Annotated in this window: 26 protein-coding genes and 1 pseudogene; 18 read left to right on the forward strand and 9 right to left on the reverse strand. The window is 66.1% G+C overall.

Going from position 1 to position 22,240, the window contains the following annotated elements; all coding sequences use genetic code 11:
* Positions 1-27: 27 nt before the first annotated feature.
* The 4 genes from HX774_RS03490 to HX774_RS03505 are packed head-to-tail and all read left to right on the forward strand — an operon-like array spanning position 28 to position 2,110.
* Entirely contained in the window at positions 28-483 is a 456-nt protein-coding gene (locus HX774_RS03490; protein ID WP_178824273.1) for a GspH/FimT family pseudopilin, read from the forward strand.
* Positions 484-543: 60 nt separating this feature from the next.
* Complete coding sequence (gene gspL, locus HX774_RS03495; protein ID WP_178824275.1) at positions 544-1,641, forward strand: type II secretion system protein GspL; 1,098 nt, start codon at positions 544-546, stop codon at positions 1,639-1,641.
* A gap of 5 nt (positions 1,642-1,646) precedes the next feature.
* Positions 1,647-1,928: a type II secretion system protein GspM gene (gene gspM, locus HX774_RS03500; protein ID WP_178824277.1), complete on the forward strand. Its 282-nt coding sequence runs from the start codon at positions 1,647-1,649 to the stop codon at positions 1,926-1,928.
* A 2-nt stretch (positions 1,929-1,930) separates the two neighbouring features.
* Positions 1,931-2,110, forward strand: coding sequence for a hypothetical protein (locus tag HX774_RS03505; RefSeq protein WP_178824279.1), 180 nt, complete (start codon positions 1,931-1,933; stop codon positions 2,108-2,110).
* A 62-nt stretch (positions 2,111-2,172) separates the two neighbouring features.
* Here the strand turns inward: HX774_RS03505 and HX774_RS03510 are convergent, their stop codons facing one another.
* The 3 genes from HX774_RS03510 to HX774_RS03520 all read right to left on the reverse strand — a co-directional run bounded on the left by HX774_RS03510 (position 2,173) and on the right by HX774_RS03520 (position 4,647).
* On the reverse strand, positions 2,173-3,141 hold the full coding sequence (locus HX774_RS03510; RefSeq protein ID WP_255499983.1) for a sensor histidine kinase: 969 nt from the start codon (positions 3,139-3,141) through the stop codon (positions 2,173-2,175).
* 273 nt (positions 3,142-3,414) lie between these two features.
* The gene (locus HX774_RS03515; protein ID WP_178824281.1) at positions 3,415-3,873 is read right to left on the reverse strand and encodes a BLUF domain-containing protein; all 459 of its coding nucleotides are present in this window, start codon (positions 3,871-3,873) and stop codon (positions 3,415-3,417) included.
* A 3-nt stretch (positions 3,874-3,876) separates the two neighbouring features.
* Complete coding sequence (locus HX774_RS03520; RefSeq protein WP_178824283.1) at positions 3,877-4,647, reverse strand: EAL domain-containing protein; 771 nt, start codon at positions 4,645-4,647, stop codon at positions 3,877-3,879.
* Positions 4,648-4,845: 198 nt separating this feature from the next.
* On the opposite strand from HX774_RS03520, the gene HX774_RS03525 reads away from it, so the two are divergent.
* The 9 genes from HX774_RS03525 (at position 4,846) to HX774_RS03565 (ending at position 14,016) form a co-directional block, all read left to right on the forward strand.
* Positions 4,846-6,228 carry a PAS domain-containing methyl-accepting chemotaxis protein gene (locus HX774_RS03525; protein WP_178824285.1) on the forward strand — a complete coding sequence of 461 codons (1,383 nt, stop codon included), beginning with the start codon at positions 4,846-4,848 and terminating at the stop codon, positions 6,226-6,228.
* Positions 6,229-6,447: 219 nt separating this feature from the next.
* The gene (locus HX774_RS03530; RefSeq protein ID WP_178824287.1) at positions 6,448-7,230 is read left to right on the forward strand and encodes a hypothetical protein; all 783 of its coding nucleotides are present in this window, start codon (positions 6,448-6,450) and stop codon (positions 7,228-7,230) included.
* 145 nt (positions 7,231-7,375) lie between these two features.
* Positions 7,376-8,449 (forward strand): efflux RND transporter periplasmic adaptor subunit, encoded by a 1,074-nt coding sequence (locus HX774_RS03535; RefSeq protein ID WP_178824289.1) that lies wholly within the window; start codon positions 7,376-7,378, stop codon positions 8,447-8,449.
* Between the two features lie 4 nt (positions 8,450-8,453).
* Entirely contained in the window at positions 8,454-9,659 is a 1,206-nt protein-coding gene (locus tag HX774_RS03540) for an ABC transporter permease (RefSeq protein ID WP_178824291.1), read from the forward strand.
* Positions 9,656-10,345 carry an ABC transporter ATP-binding protein gene (locus tag HX774_RS03545; RefSeq protein WP_178824293.1) on the forward strand — a complete coding sequence of 230 codons (690 nt, stop codon included), beginning with the start codon at positions 9,656-9,658 and terminating at the stop codon, positions 10,343-10,345. Before HX774_RS03540 ends, HX774_RS03545 begins: the two co-directional genes overlap by 4 nt.
* An 80-nt stretch (positions 10,346-10,425) precedes the next feature.
* Positions 10,426-10,929 carry a heme-binding protein gene (locus HX774_RS03550; protein ID WP_178824295.1) on the forward strand — a complete coding sequence of 168 codons (504 nt, stop codon included), beginning with the start codon at positions 10,426-10,428 and terminating at the stop codon, positions 10,927-10,929.
* A gap of 103 nt (positions 10,930-11,032) precedes the next feature.
* On the forward strand, positions 11,033-11,437 hold the full coding sequence (locus tag HX774_RS03555) for a thiol-disulfide oxidoreductase DCC family protein (protein WP_370523332.1): 405 nt from the start codon (positions 11,033-11,035) through the stop codon (positions 11,435-11,437).
* A complete protein-coding gene (locus HX774_RS03560) occupies positions 11,437-11,859 on the forward strand; it encodes a DUF3429 domain-containing protein (protein WP_178824297.1) in 423 nt (140 codons plus the stop codon). The genes HX774_RS03555 and HX774_RS03560 overlap by 1 nt, the downstream gene beginning before the upstream one ends.
* Before the next feature lie 123 nt (positions 11,860-11,982).
* On the forward strand, positions 11,983-14,016 hold the full coding sequence (locus HX774_RS03565; protein ID WP_178824299.1) for an ATP-binding protein: 2,034 nt from the start codon (positions 11,983-11,985) through the stop codon (positions 14,014-14,016).
* Here the strand turns inward: HX774_RS03565 and HX774_RS03570 are convergent.
* The gene (locus HX774_RS03570) at positions 14,007-15,704 is read right to left on the reverse strand and encodes a cryptochrome/photolyase family protein (RefSeq protein ID WP_178824301.1); all 1,698 of its coding nucleotides are present in this window, start codon (positions 15,702-15,704) and stop codon (positions 14,007-14,009) included. The two genes, HX774_RS03565 and HX774_RS03570, sit on opposite strands and share 10 nt — an antisense overlap.
* The gene (locus HX774_RS20350; protein WP_370523333.1) at positions 15,593-15,874 is read right to left on the reverse strand and encodes a DUF2256 domain-containing protein; all 282 of its coding nucleotides are present in this window, start codon (positions 15,872-15,874) and stop codon (positions 15,593-15,595) included. The genes HX774_RS03570 and HX774_RS20350 overlap by 112 nt, the downstream gene beginning before the upstream one ends.
* Here HX774_RS20350 and HX774_RS19705 point away from each other — a divergent pair.
* The 3 genes from HX774_RS19705 (at position 15,850) to HX774_RS03580 (ending at position 17,253) form a co-directional block, all read left to right on the forward strand.
* A complete protein-coding gene (locus HX774_RS19705; protein ID WP_218650251.1) occupies positions 15,850-16,023 on the forward strand; it encodes a hypothetical protein in 174 nt (57 codons plus the stop codon). The two genes, HX774_RS20350 and HX774_RS19705, sit on opposite strands and share 25 nt — an antisense overlap.
* A gap of 314 nt (positions 16,024-16,337) precedes the next feature.
* Positions 16,338-16,769 carry a hypothetical protein gene (locus tag HX774_RS03575; protein WP_178824303.1) on the forward strand — a complete coding sequence of 144 codons (432 nt, stop codon included), beginning with the start codon at positions 16,338-16,340 and terminating at the stop codon, positions 16,767-16,769.
* Between the two features lie 52 nt (positions 16,770-16,821).
* Positions 16,822-17,253, forward strand: a complete 432-nt coding sequence (locus HX774_RS03580; protein WP_178824305.1) for an SMI1/KNR4 family protein — start codon at positions 16,822-16,824, stop codon at positions 17,251-17,253.
* A 66-nt stretch (positions 17,254-17,319) separates the two neighbouring features.
* Here the strand turns inward: HX774_RS03580 and HX774_RS03585 are convergent, their stop codons facing one another.
* From HX774_RS03585 to HX774_RS03590, 3 genes and pseudogenes are all read right to left on the reverse strand, one after another.
* The gene (locus HX774_RS03585) at positions 17,320-17,754 is read right to left on the reverse strand and encodes a hypothetical protein (protein WP_178824307.1); all 435 of its coding nucleotides are present in this window, start codon (positions 17,752-17,754) and stop codon (positions 17,320-17,322) included.
* A 389-nt stretch (positions 17,755-18,143) separates the two neighbouring features.
* Positions 18,144-18,233: pseudogene (locus HX774_RS20355) on the reverse strand (IS5/IS1182 family transposase); the annotation flags it as partial.
* Between the two features lie 58 nt (positions 18,234-18,291).
* A complete protein-coding gene (locus HX774_RS03590; RefSeq protein ID WP_178824309.1) occupies positions 18,292-18,744 on the reverse strand; it encodes a GNAT family N-acetyltransferase in 453 nt (150 codons plus the stop codon).
* Positions 18,745-18,995: 251 nt separating this feature from the next.
* On the opposite strand from HX774_RS03590, the gene HX774_RS03595 reads away from it, so the two are divergent.
* Positions 18,996-19,628 (forward strand): HEAT repeat domain-containing protein, encoded by a 633-nt coding sequence (locus tag HX774_RS03595; protein WP_178824311.1) that lies wholly within the window; start codon positions 18,996-18,998, stop codon positions 19,626-19,628.
* A gap of 248 nt (positions 19,629-19,876) precedes the next feature.
* Here the strand turns inward: HX774_RS03595 and HX774_RS19710 are convergent, their stop codons facing one another.
* Positions 19,877-20,293 carry a LysR substrate-binding domain-containing protein gene (locus tag HX774_RS19710; RefSeq protein ID WP_218650252.1) on the reverse strand — a complete coding sequence of 139 codons (417 nt, stop codon included), beginning with the start codon at positions 20,291-20,293 and terminating at the stop codon, positions 19,877-19,879.
* A gap of 458 nt (positions 20,294-20,751) precedes the next feature.
* Between HX774_RS19710 and HX774_RS03605 the strand changes: the two genes are divergently transcribed.
* Positions 20,752-22,239: a DUF4153 domain-containing protein gene (locus tag HX774_RS03605; protein ID WP_218650253.1), complete on the forward strand. Its 1,488-nt coding sequence runs from the start codon at positions 20,752-20,754 to the stop codon at positions 22,237-22,239.
* Position 22,240 lies beyond the last annotated feature (1 nt).

A 22,240-nucleotide genomic window follows, 5' to 3' on the forward strand; every position in this document is an offset into this window, starting at 1 on the left:
CCCCCCTCGAGGGGGAAGGGGGCAGGCATGGTTCATCGCCCGCGTTCCGGCTTCACCCTGGTCGAGCTTCTGATGGTGGTCGCCATCATCGGCCTGGCCGCCGGAGCCGTCGTCCTGGCCGTGCCCGACCCGCGCCCGCCGGTCGGCGACGAGGCCGAGCGTTTCGCCGCGCGGCTCGTTCGCGCGCGCGAGGAGGCCTTGCTGACCAACCGCGCCGTGGCGGTCGAGGCGACGGCCGAGGGCTACGCCTTTTCCAGTTTCGACGGCGTCCAGTGGTCGCCCCTGACGGACGGTCCCTTCGACGATGAGCTCTGGGCCGAGGACACCGCCGCGCGGCCTGAAGGCCAGCCTCAGGGCGAGCCTCTGCGCGTCGTCTTCGATCCGACCGGCGCCGCCGAGCCCGCCACCCTGGCCCTGTCGCGCAAAAGCCGCGTCGTGACCGTCGTCGTCGATGCGGCGGGCGAGGTGCGCGTCCATGGCTGAGCGGACCCTTGTGGCGATGGCCGGCACGCAAACCGTGATCCAACGCTGGACTTTGGACGAATGAGCCGCATCCGACTGATCCTGATCCCGCCCTCGGCGGCTCTGCCGGCGTCATGCCTTACGCTGGACGCGCAAGGCGTCGTGCTGACGCGCGGCGTTCTGGAGCTGGGCTCCGGGTATGCGCCCGAGCCGATGCGCAATGTCGCCGTGGTCCCCGGCGCCGACGTGCTGGTGCGCTGGCTGGAGTTGCCGTCGGGCAGTCCGGCGCAGATGGCGGCGACGGCGCTGCATCTGCTGCGTGACGACCTCGCGGCGCCCTCCGACCGGCTGACCGCCGTCCTGGGGACGGTCCCGACGTCGGGGCGGCGGTTGGTCGCCGTGGCGGGGCGGTCGCTGGTACAGACGTGGAGCGACTATCTGGCCAGCTTCGGTCTTCGCGCCGACGTCATGATCCCCGACAGCTTGATCCTGCCGGAGCCGGAGGATGAGGGCGTGCTGACCGCCGCCCTCTTCGGCGCCGACCTGGCTCTGCGCGGGCGCGAACTGGCGCTGAGCGTCCAGCACGATCTGGCAGAGGCCGTCGCCGCCGGGCGGGCGGTGAAGAGGATCGAGCGGACGGACGAGATCGAACGCCTGCTGGCTGCGGCCGCTCTGAACCCGCCGATCAACCTGCTGGCCGGGGGCGGGCGCCGGGTCGAGGCCGACCGGCGCGGCTGGAAAAGGGCCGCGGCGCTGGCGGCGGCCCTGATCGTCTCGCCGCTGATCCTGACCCTGGCCGCCGCCGGTCATGACGAATGGCGTGCGCGCGACACCGAGAGCCGGGCCGAGGTCGCGGCGCGGCGCGCCTTCCCTGACATCGCGCCTGGGGCAGACGCGGTCGCCGAGGCGACCCGTCGGCTGTCGGCTGCGCCGCCGGGCGGAGCCGCCGCCGCTGCGGCCGCCCTGTTCGTCGCCGTCGAAAGCGTCGAGGGGGCGGAACTGGACAGTCTGACCGTCGATGAAGCCGGGGTTCGCGCCACCGTGACCTACGCCGCCTATCAGGACCTCGACGCCTTGCAGCAAGCCATGGCGGCCAAGGGCATGTCTCTGACCGATGACAGCACCGTCGACGACCAGGGCAAGGTCGTCAGCGAAGTTCGCGTGGGAGGCGCCGGATGAATCGGATGATCCAGTCGACAGGTCTGTGGTGGAGCGGCCGCTCGGCGCGGGAGCGTGGGATGCTGGCGGCGATGGCGCTGCTGATCGCCATATTGGCTTGCTGGCTGCTGGTGGTGCGTCCTGCCTGGGCCTGGCGTGCGTCGGCCGGCGAACGGAGGGTCGAAGCCACGGCGGAGATGACGCGGTTGAACGCCGGTCTCGCCCGCCGCGTGCGCGCCCAACCCGCCGCCATGATGCCCGCCGACTTCGAACCGCCAGCGCGCGCCGCGGCCGAGGGGCGGGCCTGACCGTGGCCCTGTCGGCGGACGGCGAGGGCGGTCTGGCCTTCGACGCGCCGGGCGTGACCTCGGCGGCGCTGTTCGGTTGGATAGCGACCCTCAAGCGGGACTACGACGTTGAAGCCACCGATCTGACGGTCATCGAAAACGCCGACGCGACCCTGGATGCCCGAGGAAACCTGGGCGGCTAGATTGTGCTCCGGGCTTCATGCTGCGGTGTCGACGCTGAGGTCGCGAGCCGCCTAGGGCGCGCCTAGACGGCCTGCAACAGCGCCGGTTCAACTCCAGACTTGCGATTCACGACGGAAATTCTCGTGCCTGGCGCGAGGTTCTCCACGTCGATCTCCGCCGCCAGTTGACTGGCCAAAGCCTTCACGATGGCGGTGCCCAGGCCGGGCTCCGCCGAGCCCGGATTCTTCGGCATGCCGACGCCGTCATCCGAGATCGTCAGGTCCCAGCCCTCGGGTCGCGACTGGTAGTCAACGGTCACGAGGCCCTTGCGGCCCTTCGGGAACGCATCTTTCAAGGCGTTGATCACCAGTTCGGTGAGGATCAGGCCGATGCTGACCGAGACCTCGGCGTCCACGACGCTGCCGTCGCCGCTCACCTCGATCCGCAGCTGGTCATGGTCGGCGATCATTGACGCGCCGATGCTGCGACACAGCTGCGTCAGGTAGGGTTTGAGGGCCACATCCCCCACCTGGGTCAAGGACAGTTGTCGCTGGACTTCGGCCACCGACAAGACGCGGTTGTGGGCCTCGGTCAGATGAGCGCGGCTCTCGACCGAGTCGACTTTTCGGGCGGACTGAAGCAGCACGCTGGCGATGATCTGAAGGCTGTTGGCGACGCGGTGCTGAACCTCCTGCAGTAGGACCTCCTTCTGCCGGACCAGTTCGTCCATCTTTCTTTGGGTCGCGTTGGATGCGGTGACGTCCACGACCGTCAGCAACAACCGCGCGGGCATGGCGTCGGCAAACGCCAGACGCTCGGCGTTGAGGCGCAGGCTGCGCGAGGCTGCGCCCTCAATGGGCATCTCCAGTTGATAGTCGGCGACCTCAGCGTCGCCAGAGCCGACGGCGCTCAATAGGGAGCGCAGCCGGGGGAGATTCCATTCGCCTGCGCCGAGGGCGAAGATCGAGCGCCCGCGAACGGCGTCGTTGCGAAGCCCGAACTCCTGAAGAAAGGACTCGCTTGCGGCGACGACGTTGAACTGTTCGTCCATGAGCAACAGTGGCGCGCGCGATACCGAGATGACCGCCAGGGCCAGGGCGGCGCCGACTTCTGTATTGTGAGATGCGGGAGCCATGGGCCTCCCTTTCCGATCCCGTCGCGACGTCCAAAATTGGAAATCAAGCCTCGGGTGTTCAGGCGCGCCGAGACGTCCTGGGATCACCCTAGCATGAGCAAGCGTAATACCCGCTATTGAATGAGGATGTGGTCCATGGGGCGATCTGAGACCCCTGCTTTCGAATGAAATGCGGACGCAGGCTCGGTCTCAGGCGTCGATGACGACGGGCGCGCTGGTCGCCGACAGGACGCGCTTCTGAATCGCGTGCACGGTCCTTAGCAGGGACAGGGCGCTTGATCCGCTGATCTGTCGCGGGTCGAGGTCGCGCCGCAGGTTGAGAATATCCAGGATCTCATTGTCCGCCGGCCCCAGATTATAGCCGCACATGGCCCAGCCGGCGAAGCTTCTGGAAGCGCGCGGCGCATCCTGGAGCAGCCTTAAATCCCGATGGCGCGGGTCTCGGCGCACCCGGCGATAGATGACTTCGACAGCAGGTGCGGACCCTTCCAGCGCCTGGAAGAAGTGGTCGCGATGGCGCAGCAGCATGCCGGTCACGCCCACAGCGGCGTTGTTTCGGACCGACACAGCGAGGATGGATCGCAGCAAGGCCTCTTCGTCCTGCAGGCCGGGCGCGACCCTGCTGGTGTAGATCAGTTGTCGCACCATGCGTCAGGCGACGCGGCGCGCCTGCATGGGGGCGAGGGCGTCGGCGCCGACCAGACTTTCGAAGGCGGGGCGGGCCAGGACGTAGCCCTGGATCAGGGTCGCGCCGAGGTCTTCCAGGGTCTCGAGTTCGTCTTGGGTTTCGACGCCTTCGCAGATGGTCTGAATGCCTAGGTCGGACATCAGGCCCAGCATGGATTTGACGATCTTCTGCTTGGCCTGATCGCGGTCTATGTCGCGGATCAGCTCCATGTCCAGTTTGACGATGTCGGGCTGGAATTTCGACAGCAGGCCCAGACCCGCATAACCGGCGCCGAAATCGTCGATCGCCGTCTTGAAGCCCATGGCGCGGTAGGTGCGCAGGATGTTCAGCAGGTGGTTGGCGTCCAGCTTCTCGTCCTCGGTGAACTCGAAGATGATCCGGTCGAGCGGAAAGCCGGTGCGCATGGCCGTCGCCAGCGTCAGGCGAATGCAGGCCCGCGGTTCATAGACCGCATTGGGCATGAAGTTGATCGACAGCCGCGTGCCGTCTCGCGGCAGGTCCAGGGCGGTGGCCAGTTCGATGGCCTTGACCCGGCACTGCTGGTCGAAAGCATAGCGGTTGTCGTCCGCGACCTGGCTCAGGACCGAATAGGCGCCTTCGCCGCCGACGCCGCGCACCAGGGCCTCGTGGGCGAAGATCGTCTGGGACGCCACGTCGACGATGGGCTGGAAGGCCATCGAGAAGGGCAGATCGAACCCGGCGCCGTCGCGGCAGCCCTCGCATCCCGTCGCCATCGCTCACGCTCCCTGCTGATTGGATATCTGCGTAGTGCTGCGCCTCTTTACGAAATCTTGCAGTCGGCGGCTGTGCGCTGAAAAAATGGACAGGACCCAGACCTAAACGCCAGGCGAAACCAGCACGTTTTCTTAACGAACCCGCTCCTAGAAGCCGCGCCCCATGTCCGCCCTGCGGGCTGTAGTTTCGAGACGACCATGTTTGCACGTGCGCGCGACCGACGGCTGGCTGAAACGGAACTGCGCGAGATGCGCGCGATGATGTCGGCCTTGCAACGCTCCCAGGCGGTCATCGAGTTCGACCTTCAGGGTCATGTCCTGACCGCCAATCAGAACTTTCTGAACGTGCTGGGCTACGCCCTCGACGAGGTGCGTGGCCGTCACCATCGGATGTTTCTCGACCAGGACGAGGCGCGCTCGACGGCCTACGCCGCCTTCTGGGCGCGCCTGAACAACGGCGAATTCATCGCCGACAAGTTCACCCGGTTCGGCAAGGGCGGCCGGCGCGTCGTCATCGAGGCCACCTACAATCCGATCCTCGACGAGCAGGGCGCGCCCTACAAGGTCGTCAAGTTCGCGACCGACGTGACCGCCGCCGAAGAGGAGAGGGCGCGACGCGCCGAGAGCGATCGTCTGGCGGCGCAAAATCAGGCGGCGGCGGTGTCGGGCGCCGGGGGCGCGCTGGAGGCGCTGGCGGCGGGTGATCTGACCTATCTGATCACGACGCCCTTCCCCGAAAACTACCGCCTGCTGCGCACGAACTTCAACAAGGCGATCACGTCGCTGGATTCCGCCATGGGCGTGATCCGACACAGCGCAGGCGCGATGCAGTCCGGGGCCATCGACATCAGCGGCTCGGCCGAAGACCTGATGCGACGCACCGAGCGCCAGGACGAGAGCCTGAAGCAGACGACCGTCGCGCTGGAACAGGTCGCCGCGACCGTGCGCCAGACGACTGACAATGCACGCGCCGCCGACGAGGTGGTGGTGCAGACGCGCGCCCTGGCGGAAAGCGGCATCGCCGTTCTGGGCCGGGCCGTGGGCGCGATGGAAGAGATCGAACGGGCGTCGCGCCACATCGGCGAGATTATCGGCGTCATGGACGAGATCGCCTTTCAGACCAATCTGCTCGCCCTCAACGCCGGGGTGGAGGCCGCGCGCGCCGGGGAGGCCGGCCGCGGCTTCGCCGTCGTGGCGGCGGAGGTGCGCGCCCTGGCCCAGCGCTCGGCGGACTCAGCGCGGGAAATCAAGCTGTTGATCTCCTCCAGCACCGCCAAGGTCGACGACGGCGTGGCCCTGGTGCGGCAGTCGGGCGAGGCCCTGACCGCCATCAACTCGGGCATCAGGGAAGTCAGCGACCTGATGACCGAGGTTCGGGGATCGACCACCGACCAGGCCCATCGCCTTGTCGAGGTCGACAGCGCCATCGCCGACATGAACCAGGTGACGCGCCAGAACGCCGGCATGGTCGAGCAGCTGAGATCGGGCAGCCTGAGCCTGCGCGCCGACTGCGCCGAACTGACCGATCTGATCGCGCGCTTCAGGATCACGACGGATCAGCCCCTGGCGGTCGCGGTCTAGGGACACGCGCCGGGCGGCGAGACCCTTATGCCGGAAATTCGCCAGCGGCCTGATCCACTTTCGGCCATGCCGCGTAAACCGGGCGCTGTCTGACAAGGTCAGCTCGTTTTATGTGCCAGCGAGATGTCACGTTGGCTCGTTGAGGGCGTGTAACCGGAGCCTCGCTTAAATGCGGGCGCCGGGCGCGGCGTCTTCGGCTTCATGAAAGAGGGATGAAGAATGTTCAGGACGATTTTGCTTTCCACCGTCGTCGCGCTTTCGGCTGCCGGCGCGACCCAGGCTCAAACCGCCCCGGGTCGCTGGACGGTCAGCCTGGAAGCCGGGGCCGAGTTCCCGGCCGGCGGCGACGTGCATGGCGGGGCGACGGCGGCGGTGCCGGATCTCGGTCCGCTCAATCCCGACCTGGCCGGGGTCAACGCCGAACTGCGCATCCAGTCGCGCAGCTTCGACGACATCTATGGCGAGGGCATGAACCTGGGCGCCGAGTTCGCCTATGGCATGAGCAATAACGCCGAGGTCTTTGGGTCGGTGCGTTACATGCAGGCGGACGAGGGCCGCGTGCAGGTGGGCGGCGCCTTCGTACCTGCGCTGGACACGACCCTGCCGGTGTACGGGACCTTCGGCGAGTACAAGGCCTATGCCCTGGAAGCCGGCTATCGCCAGTACTTCGGCGCGGGTGCGTTCAAGCCCTACGTCGCCGGGCGTCTGGGCGCGGTCTTCACCGACAAGATCAACGCCACGTTCGAGATCCCGGACGCCGCCATCACCATCGCGGACGCCCCCTTCTATGACAGCTCCACCAGCTTCACGGCGGGCGTGGATGTCGGCCTGTCCTATGCCTTCAATGAGCAGGTCTCGGTGCAGGCCGAGACGGGAATCCGCTATATCTCCAGCCTGAGCGACGACGACAGCGCCATCGGCGGTCTGGGGCTGGCGTCGATCAACGGCGTCGGCGACCGCACCTATGTGCCCGTGACCCTGCGGGCCAGGTTCGCCTTCTGAGGCCAGGCCCCGGGGCCGAGAAACGGCTCCGGGGCTTTCCTCCCGGGCGCAAAGCCGCCTGTCGCGCGGCGTCCACAGGCTTGCCGATCCATGGCGACCGCCGCAGGATCGTTTTGTCGCGGATCGCGACCGTCAGAGATCCTTCATGCGGCCCAATCGAAAACAGCTGATCGTCCTCGCCGTGGCCGTCCTGGTCGGACTCGCCGTGACGGCGGTGATCCTTTGGCGTCGTCCGCCCGCGGTCGAGGTGGCGATGGTCAAGCCTCAAACGGTCGAGCTGGCGCTGTCGGTGGTGGGACGGGCGCGGCCTATGGATCTGGTCCAGGTGGCGTCGCCCAATCCGGGGCAGGTGGTGCGCCTGATGCATGACGACGGCGACCGCGTCGCGGCCGCCGCGCCCCTGGCCGTCATCCTCGCCTCTGTCGAGCAGGCCCAGACCGAGGCCGATCTGGCGCGTGAACGCGCCGCCCGCGCCGAGGCCGCCGACGCCCGCCTGAAATACGAGCGCACCCGAACGCTGAACGAGCGGGGTTTCGCCGCGCCGGCCGCTCTGGACGCCGCGCGAACCGCGCTGCAGGCCGCCGAGGCCAATGTCGCCGCCGCCGCCGCCGCCGTGCGCGCCTCCGCAGAACGCGCGCGGGAGTTCACCATCCGCGCCCCGATGAGCGGGGTGGTGCTGGTGCGGCCCATCGACAACGGCCAGGTGGTGGCCGCGGGCGAGACCCTGTTCGAACTGGGATCGGCGACCGGCGTCGAAATCCGCGCCGAGGTCGAGGAGGCCTATGCCGACGCCATCCGTCCCGGCATGACCGCCCGCGCGTCCCTGTCCGGGACCTCCACGATATTCACCGCCCGCGTGACCGAGGTCTCGCCGCAGGTCGACGCGGCCACGGGCGGTCGGCTGGTGAAGCTGGCGCCCGAGACGGGCCCGTCCCTGTCGCCCGGACGTTCAGTCGACGTGACCATCGTCGTCGGTCAGCGACCCGGCGCCGTCGTACTGCCGCGCAGCGCCGTGGCCGACGCCACCGCAGCGCCCAAGGTCTATGTGGTCGACGCCGACGACATCGTGCGCGAACGCGCCGTCGTCGTTGCGCGCTGGCCCACGGTCAACGCCCTGATCGAGCGCGGTCTGGCGGCGGGCGACCGCGTGATTCTGGACCCCGCCTCGGCCCGCGTCGGCGCTCGCGTCCGACCTGTGGCGCACAAGACGGACGGGTAAGGCCGTGTTCGCCCTCAAGGTCGCGCAGCGGTATCTGCTGTCCAACCCCAGCCAGACCTTGCTCCTGATCGCGGGGGTGGCGCTGGGGGTGACGGTCTTCGTCTTCATCACCGCCCTGATCGCCGGCCTGGCCGTGCGGCTGACCGATCAGGTCACGGGCGACAGCGCCCATGTCAGTCTGGAGCCGCCGACCCGCGTGGCGCGGGTTCTGGCGGGACCGGACTTGCCGGTGGAATCGGTCGCCCTGGTGTCCACCTTCCAGCGCAAGCAGATCCGCGACTGGCCGATGATCGTGCAACTGCTGCGGGCCAACCCCGCCGTCTCGGCCATCAGCCCGCAGATTTCCGGCAGCGCCTTCCTGGTGAAGAGCGAGGCGGTGTCGCCGGTGTCGATCCTGGGCGTGGACCCGCAGGGGATCGACGCCATCTCCCAGATCACGCCGAAGATCATCAGCGGCGACGGCGATCTGGGCGCGGACGGCCTGTTGATCGGGGTGCGAATGGCCGAGGATCTAGGCTTGAGCGCAGGGCAGTCCATCCTGCTGCGGACCGACCGCGGCGTGGAGCGTCAACTGACGGTGAAGGGCGTCTTCCGCACCGGCCTGCAGAGCCTGGATGAACGGGTGGCCTTCATGTCGCTGCAGACGGCGCGGCCCTTGTTCGTCCTGCCCGAAGGCGTAACCAATATCGAGGTCAAGCTGAAGAACCCGGACGACGCCCGCGCGGTCGCGCGTTTTCTGGCCGATGCGACGGGCCTGCGCGCCACGCCCTGGCAGGAAAAGAACCTGAGCCTGGAGGACGCGCTGACGGCGCAGGGGCAGACCGGAACCCTGATCCAGATATTTTCGCTGATCTCCATCATCATCGGCGTGGCCAGCGCTCTGGTCCTGTCCGCCTATCGACGGCGCGGCGAGGTCGGCATCATGCGCGCCTTCGGCGTGCCGGGCGGCTTCATCCTGTGGGTCTTCCTGCTGCAAGGCCTGATCATCGGGCTGGTCGGCGCCCTGATCGGCTGCGCCAGCGGCTACGGCCTGTGTCTCTGGCTGCAATGGATCGTCAAGCCTGACGGAACCTCGGCCCTGCCCATCGCGCCGGAGCAGGGAGGCTATGTCGCGGCCCTGGTGCTGACCACTCTTGGGGCGGTGATCGCCTCGATCCTACCCGCCCGTTCGGCCTCCCAGGTCGATCCGCTGGAGGCGATTCAGCAATGACGCGCGTGTTGCAGGCGCGGGGGATCGAAAAGGTCTTCCGCAACGGGGAGGAAGAGACCCGGGTGCTGAAAGGCGTCGATCTGGATCTGGACCGGGGCGAGCTGGTCGCCCTTCTGGGGGCGTCGGGGTCGGGCAAGTCGACCCTACTGTCGATCATCGGCCTGTTGCTGCGCCAGTCGGCGGGCTCCCTGTCGATCAGCGGCGAAGCCGTGGACGGCCTGTCCGAGGCCCGCCGGGCGCGGTTTCGCAACGAGCGGCTGGGCTTCGTCTTCCAGTTTCATCATCTGCTGCCCGACTTCACCGCGATGGAGAACGTCGCCTTTCCCGCCGCCGCGCCCGCCGGGGGCATTTCGCGCCAGATGCGCGACCGCGCGCGGGGCCTTCTGGCGCGGGTGGGGCTTGAGGATCGCATCGACTATCCGGCCACGCGCCTGTCGGGCGGCCAGAAGCAGCGCGTCGCCATCGCCCGCGCCCTGATGAACCAGCCGGACCTGATCATCGCCGACGAGCCCACGGGCAACCTGGATCGCGACTCGGCCGACCGCGTGCTGGACCTGATGCGCGAGGTGAACCGGGAGGAGGGGGCGACCTTCCTGATCTGCACCCATGACGAGGGCGTCGCCGCCCGCTGCACCCGCCGCCTGATGCTCAGCGATGGGCTGCTGATCTCCAATGACGTGGTCTGACACGAGATTCGCGCCGACCTGCCTCATTCCTGACCCTGATGGCGGGGCATGCCCGCCGCTCTGATTCAAAGGACCAGACAATGACCTTTTCACTTTCCCTTCTGGCGGCGGCCGCCTTCATCAGCGCGGCTCCGTTGCAGGACGCCCCGGCGGCGGCCCACGGCGTTCTGGTTCGTCAGGACGTGTCTCTGGACCTGGCCAACCGCCTGCTGGACGGTGTCCTGACCACCTGTCACGCCCAGGGCCGGTCGGCGGTGGCGGCGGTGGTCGACCGTAGCGGTAACCTGGTCGCCTTGCAGCGCGACGACGTCGTCGGTCCGCACAACACCCTGGCGGCGCAACGCAAGGCCTATACGGCGCTGTCGACCAAGACCGCGACCAGCGTCATGGCCGAAAGGGCGCGCAATGACCCGACGTCTCAGAACCTCAACACCCTCGACGAACTGCTGCTGCTGGGCGGCGGCGTGCCCCTGATCGTCGACGGTCAGGTCATCGGCGCCCTGGGCGTGGCGGGCGCGGGCGGCGCGGCCGGCGACGAGGGCTGCGCCATGGCCGCCATCCGCCAGCATCTGCCGGCGAACTGACGCTCGGACTGGAGGGCGAACGGTCGTCGCCCCTGCCGGGCCGGCTGATCCAGAGGGCGGGCTGGCGCGTAACTGACGAAGCACCCTGTGGAGTTTCGAGACCGTGACGCGTCTTCATGATCGGACAGAGGCGCCGGGCGCCGGCATGATCGTCTACTATGACGGCGGATGCCCGCTCTGCACTCGGGAGATCAGGGTCATGCGGCGGCTGGACCGTCACCGCCGCCTGTCGTTTCTCGACGTGACGCAACACGATGTCGGCGACATGGACCGCGACGCCCTGCTGCGCCGGTTCCATATGCGCGGGGCGGACGGGCGGACCGTCAGCGGAGCCGCCGCCTTCGCCGCCGTCTGGCGCGAGCTTCCGGCTCTGAGCTGGCTAGGCCGACTGGCGGCGACCCGACCCGTGGCCGGAATTCTGGAGACGGCCTACAGAGGCTTCCTGCGCCTTCGTCCTGGCCTGCAGACGGTCGTTCGCCGCCTAGAACGTGGGGGCGGCGGGCTGTGATGCAGGCGCCGCGCCCGGCGATGGTCCTGGGTGGGGCCGGGGTCCTGCCGTTTGTCGGCCTTACGGGGGCTCTGGCGTTCGGTCTGGGCGATCTGGAGCAGGTCTCAGGCGCGCTTCGGCTCTATGGCGCGATCATTCTGTCCTTCATGGGCGGCGTCCACTGGGGCGTCGCGACGTGGCGAAACGAAACTCGCGCCACGCCCTATGGGGTCAGCGTCCTGCCGGCGCTGTGGGGCTGGGCCATGGCGTTCGTCCCGACGACTATGGGCCTGGTCGGGCTGGCCGCTGGTTTCTTGCTCCTGCTGTCCTATGATCTGAGATGCGTCAGACTGGGTGACCTGCCCGCCTGGTATGGCCGACTTCGTCTGCGGCTGACCTTGGCGGTCTGCGTCTGCCTTATCGCGGCGTCGGTCGTGAGATGACGCGAGCGTCGGCGCGCGCCGAATAGAGGCGAATGCCGCTCAATACGTAGGTTTCCGTAGCCCACGTACAGATTAACCCGCGAGCAATGCCGAGGGCGGCAAGGTCAGGCCTGTGAGGTATGCATGTTGATCCCTGAAAAGCCGCATGACGAGGTCGAGCGACTGGCGATGGTCCGCTCCCTGGGCCGCGACGGGTATCAGGAGGATGCCGTGCTCTGCGGCATCCTGGACCTTGTACGTCGCCATTCAGGCGCGCCTTCTGCCTTCATCTCCCTGCTGGATGAGGACCATCAGCGTTTTGTGGCGCGAAGCGGCGTGGATCTGATGCAGACGGACCGCTCCGTCGCGCTGTGTGGTCACGCCATTCTTCAGCCTGATGAGGTTCTGTGGGTGCCGGACGCGCGCCTCGACGCGCGGTTCCACGACAATCCTCTGGTCCTGGGACCGCCCGCGATCCGCTTCTACGCCGGAGCGCCGCTGGTGGTGAACGGTCGGGCGGTGGGCAGCCTCTGTCTGATTGCGCCCGAACCGCGAGGCTATGACGCCGAGATCGCGAGTCTGTTGCAGGACCTGAGCCGGATCGCCGCCGAGCGTCTGGCCGGGCGTCAAAGATACCGGGCGCTGGAGCGTGCGCTCGAGGCGGCTGCGGACGCGGTCATCATGGCGGATGAGGATAATCGCTACATCTACTGGTCCCCGGGCGCCGAGCGGCTGTTCGGCTATTCGGCGGCGGAGGCCCTGGGCCAGACGGGAGAGCTCATCGGCCTGACCTGTCAGACCATCCAGGCCCTCGCTCTGGGCCAGGGCTTTCAGGGCGTCGGCGCCGTGCTGGACGGCGCCCGCGCCGAGGCCACGGCCCGGTGCAAGGACGGCTCGATCATCAATGTCGAGGTCTCCCTGGCGGTCTGGCATGAGAGCGGCGTCAAGCGCACCAGCGCGGCGATCCGCAACATCTCTGAACGAGAGGCGCAGAAGGCGGCCTTGATCCGCTCCAAGACCGAGGCCGAGGCCGCCAGCGTCGCCAAGAGCGCCTTCCTGGCCAATATGAGTCATGAATTGCGCACGCCCCTGAACGGCGTCATCGGGGTGGTCGAGCTGCTGGCGGACACGCCGCTGTCCGATCATCAGAGGGAGTTGGCGGGGATCATCCAGACATCCGCCGATCAACTGCGAAGCCTGATCGGGGACATCCTGGATCTGGCGCGGATCGAGTCCGGCGAGATCGAGATCGCCCAGGACGTCTTCGATCTGTCCGCCGAGGTTGAACGGGCTTGCCAGCTCTGCGCGCTAAAGGCCTCCGAGAAGGGGCTCGACCTCGTGCTGCGTTGCGACGAGGGGATCGGATTTGTCGTCGGCGATCCCCTGCGGCTGCGGCAGGTGATCATCAACCTGGTGAACAACGCCATCAAATTCACCTCTGCGGGGTCGGTGTCGCTCAGTGTCACGCGGGGCGAGGGCGGCGTCTTCCATTTTGAAGTTCAGGACACGGGCATCGGCTTCTCGGAAGAGCAACGCCAGAGCCTGTTCGAACGCTTCCAGCAGGCGGACGGCGCCATCAATCGCCGATACGGCGGTACGGGCCTGGGCCTGTCGATCTGCCGCGAGTTGGTGGAAGCCATGGGCGGTTCCATAGATTGTCGGGGCGCGCCCGGCGCCGGAGCGAGCTTCTGGTTCGACATCAAGCTGGCCGAGGGCAGGCCCGCCCTCGAGAAGGAAACGCCGGTTACGACCGATCAAGGCAGTCAGGCCTTCGCTCACATTCTGGTCGCCGACGACAGTGAAACCAATCGCCGGGTGGCCGAGCTCATCCTTTCGGCCGCCGGCATCACGACGACCGCGGTCGAGGACGGGGTCCAGGCGGTGGAAGCCTGTCGGACCACGCCTTTCGACGCCATCCTCATGGACATGATGATGCCGCGTATGGACGGCCTGGCGGCGACGCGGGCTATTCGGGATCTGGAGGCGGCGCAAGGTCGGGGCCGGACCCCGATCATCATGCTGACCGCCAATACCTTGCAGGATCATGTCGTTCGCGCGCTCATGGCGGGCGCGGACCTTCACCTGCCCAAGCCGATCACGGCCTCAGCCCTCTATCAGGCGCTGGCCCGGATCAGCGCGGCTGGCGGCGCGGCGAACACCCTGTCGGCTCAAGGCTGAGATCGGCCGCGACCTTCGTCCGCGTCGCTGAGCGGCACGGCGCCGAGGGCCAGCCGAGTGGCCTCCGCCTCCGCCAGCAAGGCGGCGCGTTTCGCCTCTCCAAAGCCGTCCAGCGTGCGATAGAGCATGGCCAGGCGGGCGTTGTGGCGAAGACGCGGGCGATTGCGTTCCAGGAAGCCCCAGTAGAGACGGTTGAACGGACAGGCGCCATCGCCGCTCTTGGCCTTCACGTCATAGCGACAAGCGCCGCAATAGTCGCTCATGCGCTGAATATAGGCGCCGGAGGCGGCATAGGGCTTGGACCCGACGATCCCGCCGTCCGCGAAGGTGGCCATGCCCCGCGTGTTCGGCATCTCCACCCACTCATAGGCGTCGGCATAGACCGTCATGTACCAGTCATCGACCGCGTCAGGATGAACGCCCAGCATCATGGCCAGATTGCCTGTGACCATCAGGCGCTGGATATGGTGGGCATAGGCGTTGGCGCGGGTGGCCGACACCACGTCGGCGACGCAGGCCATGTCCGTCTCGCCTGACCAGAAGAACCAGGGCAGAGTGCGGTCCGCGTCCAGAAAGTTCATGCGCCCGTACTCGGGCGTCTTCAGCCAATAGACGCCGCGCACGAATTCTCGCCACCCCAGGATCTGACGGATGAAGCCTTCGACCGCGTTCAGGGGCGCGGCGCCGGCGCGATAGACGGCCTCGGCCCGCCGGCAGACGTCCAGAGGGTCCAGCAGGCCCATGTTGATCGCCGTCGAGACCAGGCCGTGCCACATCCAGGGCTCGCCGTGGGCCATGGCGTCCTGCCAGTCGCCGAAGGCGGGCAGGATGCGCGTCAGGAAGGTTTCCAGCGCGGCCTCGGCCTCCTCCACGGTGGTCGGCCAGCCGAAATCGTCCAGATCGCCGAAATGATCGGGAAACAGGCGCGCAACGTCGGCGATCGCGCCCTTCGTCGTGGCCGAGGGGGCGGTGCGCAGCCGAAGGGGCGGGCGCAGTCCCTTGGTCAGTTTCTTGCGGTTCTCGGCGTCGAAGTTCCAGCGACCGCCTTCAGGATCGGCGCCCTCCATCAGCAGGCCCGTTTCGCGGCGCATCTCGCGATAGAAATACTCCATCCTCAGCTCGCGCTTGTCGGCGGCCCAGCGGCGAAAACGGGCATGAGAACAGATGAAGCGCCGGTCCTCGCGGATATCGACGGGCAGGCCGGCGGTCGCGGCGAAGGCCGCGAAGGCTTGGGCCAGCCTGACCTCGCCGGGCTCGGTGATCACGACGCGGGCATAGGCGTCGTCAGCCAGGGCGCGGTGCAGTTCGCCGATGATGGACTGCGTGTTGTCCGGGGCGTCGATGCGGACATAGCGAACGGCTGCGCCGCGCGCCGTCAGCCGGTCCGCGTGGGCGCGCATGGCGGCGAAGGTCAGCGCGATCTTCTGTTTGTGATGGCGCACATAGGTCGCCTCGTCCCGCACCTCGGCCATCAGGACGACGTCACGCGTCGCGTCGAGATCGGTCAGGCCCGCCAGGCTGTCGGACAGTTGATCGCCGAGCACCAGCCGCAGGACGCCCGCGCCATCCTTCAGCGTCACGACGGCCTCGACGAAGGTCGGGCGGGCGCTCCCGCATTTCTGGCGGCCGTTCTTTGGGAGGCGCAACGTGCGCTGCAGTAGATCACGTTCGGCCAGTCTCTTTGCCATTTCTTGCGCCACGCGAACGGCCGAACGCAGACGGGACAGGTCTTGGAAGGCAGGTCCTTTTTCTGAACTCGCCGCATCCTCGTCACCCTTCGCGCCGCAAGAGGCGCTGTCCTTCGTTCAGGCGTCAATACGCCTGAAACCCTGGTTGGATCAGGTCTATCCGCCTCCATTCTGTGGACCGCTGTCGGCGGAGGCCGTCGAGGGACCCGGCTGGACACTGGTGCTGGACCCCGGATGGGGGTTGGAAGCGGGTGAGCTGGGGGCGGCCTGGATTCAATCCATGGCGACGGAAGTCTGGGTGAAGAGCGACCTGAGCTGACGCCGTGCAGCCTGACCGTGAGCTCCATGCAGACGGTGTTCACAGCGGTCGGGGCGACTCAAGCGTCTGTCGATCGCGGATAGATTCAACATGTCGATATAGAAGTTCGAATCGCTCGGGGCGCGCTTTCGCTAGGGCTCACCAAGGCACGAAAACTCCCTCAGTCGAAGGACCGGGTCTGACTCATCTCGGCCAATCCGAGAGTCCGCTTCCGGCATGGATGGTCGCCACGCGTGAGTGTCCGGTTACGGACCGGGAGCCTTCGTCGCAAACCGACCATTGCGGACGTTCGAACACGCTGCGAAGCTCGATCCATGCTGGACATTCAACCGAACGTAGGCGTCGCCGGGCTCACCTTTGGTGCATCTCTCGATGAGGTGCAGCAGCAGTGGGGAAAGCCTCTTTCGACGGCGCAGAATCGTTCGGGTGAAACGGTCTTCGCCTATCCCGATATTCAGCTGACTTTCGATGATGCTGGGCTGGCAGATATTGGCGTAGCGCCCGAAGCCGACCCCGTTGTGGACGGGGCACGGCCCCTCTCGTCAAAGGCCGACTTCGAACGCTTGGTCAGAGACGACGGGCAGGCCCAACAGGTGTTCGGCTTCATCGTTCTTGAGACGTTGGGGCTGACGATTACCGGGGTTCACGACGGCGACACGGAGCAACTGGCTCTGACTGCCTTCCGAGCAGGCCGCTGGGCGCGGCTGCGGGATCAGATGACACCCTTCCAGACACCGCAAAGCTGACTTCAGCCTTCCACCCATAGCAGACTCGCTGGGCCGCAACTAAGGTGCCCCAATGACCTTAGCGACCATCGATTCAGCCTTGGCTATTGTCGCCAAGCATCCTGACCGAGCGTTTTTTGCTGGGCCGCGCCCCGAGAAGCTGATCGTCCAGGCAGAGCTCGCTCTCGGCGGTTCGCTACCTCCTTCTTACCGGCGATTTGTCGAACGCCTGGGCGCAGGAAGCTTCGGCTCGGCGGAAGTCTACGGCATCATTGAAGAGCCCTTCGACGGACCAGTCCCTGACGCGGTCTGGATTACGATTGAAGAACGTGAGAGGGGCTCAATTCCCCACAACATGATCATCGTCGGCGATAGCGGCGACGGCAGCTACTATTGTCTGCAACAGGGCGAGGACGGCCCTGTCTTTTTGCTAGAAACGAACGGCAATAGTGCGGTCGCTGCTGCCGGTTTCGGGCAGTATCTGCTCTCCCACTTTACCAGTTAGAACGTCCGCTTTCCAGCCTTAAGCGAACTTCGCTTCACGACCCATTGCGGACATTCGTCGGCGGCCTCAGGCAACCCTATAGAGAGCGACTGAATAGGGCTCCGCGAGCACAAGATGCTTGCCGTCGTCGGATAGCGATGCTGCGAACCAGTCACCAGAGAACGTCGGAAACTCAACCGTCCCGAGACTTTCGCCAGCCTCGTAGGTCACAACTACAAAGTCATTGGTTGGGTCGAACTCATAGGAAATGACGGTCGACCCCACCCTAAGGATGGGCTGATTTTTCACTTCGCCTTCGAACACCAACCCAAGGAAGTCGCTGTTATTCTCGACGAACTTGTAGGGGTGTTGGTCGGATGGATCGGCTGAAATCGACTCTCCGATGTCCAGCCTCACAATCTCATCGTGATCGCAAACGTAGAACTTGCCTTCCCGGGGAATGGTAAACCCGATGAAGCGTTCAAGGCGGCGAAGGTCAGCCGGCAGGTCGAGTTTTTCCATTTCGGCAATCTAGCATCGGATCAACAAGGCGCGAGTCCGCTTCCCACCAATAGCGGCCCCTCACCCTCTGCATCGATCAAGTCTGACCGTAGAAACCGTAGACGCCAGTGGACAACTCCCCTGCTGGCCGCCCCGTTCGATGTGGAAGATCTCGCCATGTCGAAAACCGCCTTCGGCGTCGGATGTCACGTAGAAGTTCGTGTCGATAGACAGGCTCGGCATGGTGACGTTTCTCCTTGAGCGCTCCAAAAACCAGACCATTGGAAGGTCCGCAACGGGTCGGAAGCGGACCTTAGGCTTGGTGCGGGAAGTGGTTCCCAGAAAGTTTCCAGAAACTACCGAAAATGCGAGAACGAAACCGGAAACCTAGCTCTTGCATCCTCCGCAGCGTCCGCGACCGGGAGCTTGCTGTGGCTCTTCGCGAAATAGGGCGCCAGCCAGGCCATCTGCTCGTCCGTCAGCCAAGACAGGTCACTCATGTCCAGGCTCCTCAGGAGCCTGAATCAAATCGTCCCCTCGGACCAATGAGGCCTGAGCCTAGGCGATGATCGCCAGTCTGGCGTTGGGGAAGGGCGCGCCTTCATCGTCGTGGGATCGTCGCGACAACTCGGTGAAGCCCAGCGCTTGGTAGAAGGCCATGGCCCCGCGGTTCGCCAGGTAGACTTCCAGAGTTAGCTCGGGCCTTTGCTTCTGGGCGAATTCAATCAGTTGACGGCCCGTTCCGCGCCCCTGTTCGGCTGGGTCGATGAAAAGGCCGCCGATGAAGCTGTCGATCAGGCTAATGAAGCCGACAGGGCGCCCTTCTCGACAGGCGACCCATGTCTCGGCGTTCGGGAGATATTTGCTTTCTATCAGGCGTTGCTGCTCAATAAGTCGCTCTTCGCCGATGAACGAATGGGCGATTATCGAGGCGGAAAGCCAGATGTGAGACAGTTTTTCGGTGTCTAGCGACGCATCGAAAGGTCGAATGGTTACTGTCGTCGTATTCATGATCGCAACGCAGATTTGTTATAAAAACGGGTCGTCATCTCAGCTAACCGAGTATGGAGAATCAGAACCTGATCATACAGTCCTCGCCCTTTAATCAGTCCAGCTGGTCGGTCAAAAGGACGGCGCACGCGCGCCTGCAGTGGATGTGGGCGATCGTCCGTCCAAGGCTTGGGGGAGGAGCGGATCCAGCGTCAGGTTTGACTGCATCTGCGATGCGTATGGCGTGAGACGGAGCGTTGGCGAGGATGGATATGGACAGACTACAGGCCATTGAAGAGCGCGCTGCCCGGACGGCCAACGGGTTCAAGGATCTCGAAACGGCGGCTCAGGAGGTTCTCGATAGCGAGGACCTCGTCCGTTCCAGAGACCTGGCCCTGGCGCTCCTGGAGTCGGACGCTCATCAGGCCCGGTGCGTCGCCACCTTCATCATCGGCGGTCTGGCGGCTGCCGATGCCGGCGCGCTCGCTCTGCTCAGGGACCGGGTCAGCGGCGACAGCGACTGGCGGGTCCAGGAAATTTTGGCCAAGGCCTTTGATCGGTTTTGCGCCGAGACGGGGTATGAAGCGGCCCTGCCCGTTATCCGCGAATGGCTGGGGTCTCCAAGCGCCAATGTCCGCCGCGCCGTGACGGAGGGCTTGCGAATATGGACCGGCCGGCCATTCTTCCGGGATGATCCGCAGGTCGCCATCGACCTTCTGGCGCCTCTTAGGTGCGATGGGAGCGACTATGTGAGGCGATCGGTCGGAAACGCCCTGCGCGACATCAGCAAGAAGCACCCTGAGCTTGTCGCCCGAGAGACCAGGCAATGGGACCTGACGCCGCCTGGCGTGCGGCAGGTGCACGCGCTCGCGACGCGCTTGATTGATCCCCATACGACAGGCTGACGCGGCTTGGGCGGCTAGAGCGTCTCGCCGGCTTCTGGTGGGACGAGATCGGGCTCCAGTTCACAGTCCAGCAGATCGCACGGCTTGCAACCCAGAGCGGCGCACAGGCGCGCCAGGCACGAAACCGGATGCCTTACCTTTTCTGATCGGACGGGCCTTCAGGCCAGCTCCTGGACGACACTCTGCGTGATGAAGTCGCTTGGTTCGAGAGCTCGGGGGCTCGTTGCGGCGGCGACCTCGGCCGGGCTTTACCCGACTTGCGGCCCGCTTCTGACGATCATCTCCCTTAGCCAGCGAAGCGCAGGATCGCTCTGGCGCCGCCGGTGGGAAATCTGGCTGAAGCCTATGGAAGGGAGCGGGATCGGCGGGGGAAGGACGGCCAGTCGTCTGTCTCGTGACACCGATTTCAGGCTGTTGCGCGCTACCGTCAGAACCAGATCCGTTCCGGCGATCAGCTTGGGAGCGACGCTCCAGTGCGGGATGACCAGGGCGACGCGCCGGGCGTGTCCTGCCGCGTGGAAGGCTTCATCGATCTCGGTGGACGCCTCGCCATGAACCGCCACGAGCGCATGCGGGCGGGCAAGGTAGGTTTTCAGGTCCATCATTCTGGAGTCTGAGGGGAGGGTGGAACGATCGACCAGACAGGCATAGTCGTCGGTGAACACCTTCGCTGAAACGTCGTTTGCTCGCGGAATGTCGCGTTTACGCCGTGGTCTGCGTGACTCCTCATGGCGCGTTTCCGACCTACGCAGCCCATCCGACGGTAGCTGAATAGTTCTCAGGATCATCCAGGGCGGCGCGCCTACGACAAACTGCGCGAGAGTGCGCTGAGCGACGACCTTTAACGCCGAGCTTCGCCGCCGAAACCGGAGGTTCAGATCATCAGCTAAGGTTGGAAGCGGACCTACTTGCTCGCTTGTGAGTCTGCGTCTGCACCGGTTCTGCATCCGCCTGGACCAGAACTCCAAGGCGAAGCCATCACCGCTTGATGGGCGTCGGCCACAACCTCCGCCTCACAAGGAGGCGCCGTCCGGCCGTGTTCAAATCATCTATTCGATCATCTTTCTGGCTGAAGGTCGGGATAGGGCTGTTGCTGGTCGGCGCGGCCGATGGGTTGTTTTTCATGCAGCGGCCCGGCGCGACTCTGGGCCTGTTCGCCCTGCTGTGGCTGGCGGCGGCGGCCCTGTTCCGAAAGGGATGGGTTCGCGACCGGCGAGGTCTGTTGGCGGCCGCAGGCGCGGCGGGGCTGGTGGCGGTCATGATCGACCGGCCCAGCCTTCTGGCCTGGGTCCTGTTCGGGCTCGCCTTGATGATCGCCGTGCAGTCGGCGCGGGTGCGCGGGGGCGAGGACGCCTGGCGTTGGGCGCAGCGGTTGATCGTTCAGGTGGTCGTGGCGGTGGCTGGGCCGTGGATCGACCTGATCCGTCTGAACCGGACCAATCAGCGACGGCAGGCGGTCAATCTACCGGGCACCGTGCGCCTGCTGATCCTGCCGGTCCTGGGCGGCGCGGTGTTCCTGGCCCTGTTCGCCAGCGCCAATCCGGTGATCGGCGATCTGGCGGCGCGGCTGCGGTTGCCGCCCCTGTCGGAAAGCACGGTGGCGAGGGTGATTTTCTGGGGCGTTGTTCTGATCGCCGTCGCTGGAATTCTGCGGCCGCGCTGGCGGCGTCGCTTGATCGCCCTGCCATCGCTGGAGGGACGGAATGTCCCAGGCGTTACGGCAGCTTCAGTCACCCTGTCGCTGATCGTGTTCAACCTGCTGTTCGCGATGCAAAACGGCCTGGACCTGGCCTTTCTGTGGAGCGGCGTGCCGCTGCCGGAGGGCGTGACCCTTGCCGAGTACGCGCATCGCGGCGCCTATCCGCTGATCGTCACGGCCCTACTGGCGGGCCTGTTCGTCCTGATCTTCCTGCGGCCGGGGTCGGAGACAGCGGCGCGGCCTCTGGTTCGACGGCTGGTCGTTCTGTGGGTCGGGCAGAACCTGTTTCTTGTCGCCTCCAGCCTGTTGCGGACGGCGGACTATATTGAGGCCTATTCCCTGACCCGGTTCCGAATCGCCGCCATGATCTGGATGGTCCTGGTCGGCGTCGGTCTGGGGTTGATCTGCTGGCGCATGCTCAGGAACAAGAGCGCAAGCTGGTTGATCAACGCCAACGTCGGTGCGGCCCTGTCTGTGCTAGCGGTGGTCAGCGTGGTCGATCTGGGGGCGATCGCGGCGCACTGGAACGTACGGCATGCGCGTGAGGTCGACGGCCAGGGGTCACGACTGGACCTCTGCTACCTCGACAGTCTGAACGGCGCAGCCCTCGTGTCGCTCGTCGAGCTGGAACAGCGAATGGAGGACCCGGTGCTGAAGGACCGTATCGCGTCGGTGCGCGATCGGCAGATGGCGGCGATGCAGGCGCATCAATCGAAATGGCGCGGCTGGCGCTGGCGCGACACGCGGCGGCTGGATCGGGTTGAGCAGTTGATCGTCGCCCGCCCCCTGACGGCGCCGCTGTCCGGTCAACGCGATTGCGACGGGCGTCTGATCTCTCCGCCAACGCCGGTTTCAGCGCCTCCGCCGTCGCCGTCCTCCGCTCCCCCGTTGACCTCTCAAGCCGGAACCTGAA

The sequence above is a fragment of the Brevundimonas sp. P7753 genome (assembly GCF_013386595.1).
GTDB classification, from domain to species: domain Bacteria; phylum Pseudomonadota; class Alphaproteobacteria; order Caulobacterales; family Caulobacteraceae; genus Brevundimonas; species Brevundimonas bullata.

What these genes read in the sequence shown, in the direction of transcription:
- HX774_RS03595 (WP_178824311.1), top strand. Translation starts at nt 18,996, where the DNA reads ATGGACAGACTACAGGCCATTGAAGAGCGCGCTGCCCGGACGGCCAAC.
- HX774_RS03570 (WP_178824301.1), bottom strand. Translation starts at nt 15,704, where the DNA reads ATGGCAAAGAGACTGGCCGAACGTGATCTACTGCAGCGCACGTTGCGC.
- HX774_RS03520 (WP_178824283.1), bottom strand. Translation starts at nt 4,647, where the DNA reads ATGGCGACGGGATGCGAGGGCTGCCGCGACGGCGCCGGGTTCGATCTG.
- HX774_RS03545 (WP_178824293.1), top strand. Translation starts at nt 9,656, where the DNA reads ATGACGCGCGTGTTGCAGGCGCGGGGGATCGAAAAGGTCTTCCGCAAC.
- gspL (WP_178824275.1), top strand. Translation starts at nt 544, where the DNA reads ATGAGCCGCATCCGACTGATCCTGATCCCGCCCTCGGCGGCTCTGCCG.
- HX774_RS03605 (WP_218650253.1), top strand. Translation starts at nt 20,752, where the DNA reads ATGCAGCGGCCCGGCGCGACTCTGGGCCTGTTCGCCCTGCTGTGGCTG.
- HX774_RS03525 (WP_178824285.1), top strand. Translation starts at nt 4,846, where the DNA reads ATGTTTGCACGTGCGCGCGACCGACGGCTGGCTGAAACGGAACTGCGC.
- HX774_RS03535 (WP_178824289.1), top strand. Translation starts at nt 7,376, where the DNA reads ATGCGGCCCAATCGAAAACAGCTGATCGTCCTCGCCGTGGCCGTCCTG.
- HX774_RS03530 (WP_178824287.1), top strand. Translation starts at nt 6,448, where the DNA reads ATGTTCAGGACGATTTTGCTTTCCACCGTCGTCGCGCTTTCGGCTGCC.
- HX774_RS03575 (WP_178824303.1), top strand. Translation starts at nt 16,338, where the DNA reads ATGCTGGACATTCAACCGAACGTAGGCGTCGCCGGGCTCACCTTTGGT.
- HX774_RS03565 (WP_178824299.1), top strand. Translation starts at nt 11,983, where the DNA reads ATGTTGATCCCTGAAAAGCCGCATGACGAGGTCGAGCGACTGGCGATG.
- HX774_RS03585 (WP_178824307.1), bottom strand. Translation starts at nt 17,754, where the DNA reads ATGGAAAAACTCGACCTGCCGGCTGACCTTCGCCGCCTTGAACGCTTC.
- HX774_RS03490 (WP_178824273.1), top strand. Translation starts at nt 28, where the DNA reads ATGGTTCATCGCCCGCGTTCCGGCTTCACCCTGGTCGAGCTTCTGATG.
- HX774_RS03560 (WP_178824297.1), top strand. Translation starts at nt 11,437, where the DNA reads ATGCAGGCGCCGCGCCCGGCGATGGTCCTGGGTGGGGCCGGGGTCCTG.
- HX774_RS03590 (WP_178824309.1), bottom strand. Translation starts at nt 18,744, where the DNA reads ATGAATACGACGACAGTAACCATTCGACCTTTCGATGCGTCGCTAGAC.
- HX774_RS03580 (WP_178824305.1), top strand. Translation starts at nt 16,822, where the DNA reads ATGACCTTAGCGACCATCGATTCAGCCTTGGCTATTGTCGCCAAGCAT.
- HX774_RS20350 (WP_370523333.1), bottom strand. Translation starts at nt 15,874, where the DNA reads ATGGAGGCGGATAGACCTGATCCAACCAGGGTTTCAGGCGTATTGACG.
- HX774_RS03550 (WP_178824295.1), top strand. Translation starts at nt 10,426, where the DNA reads ATGACCTTTTCACTTTCCCTTCTGGCGGCGGCCGCCTTCATCAGCGCG.
- HX774_RS03515 (WP_178824281.1), bottom strand. Translation starts at nt 3,873, where the DNA reads ATGGTGCGACAACTGATCTACACCAGCAGGGTCGCGCCCGGCCTGCAG.
- gspM (WP_178824277.1), top strand. Translation starts at nt 1,647, where the DNA reads ATGATCCAGTCGACAGGTCTGTGGTGGAGCGGCCGCTCGGCGCGGGAG.
- HX774_RS03510 (WP_255499983.1), bottom strand. Translation starts at nt 3,141, where the DNA reads ATGGACGAACAGTTCAACGTCGTCGCCGCAAGCGAGTCCTTTCTTCAG.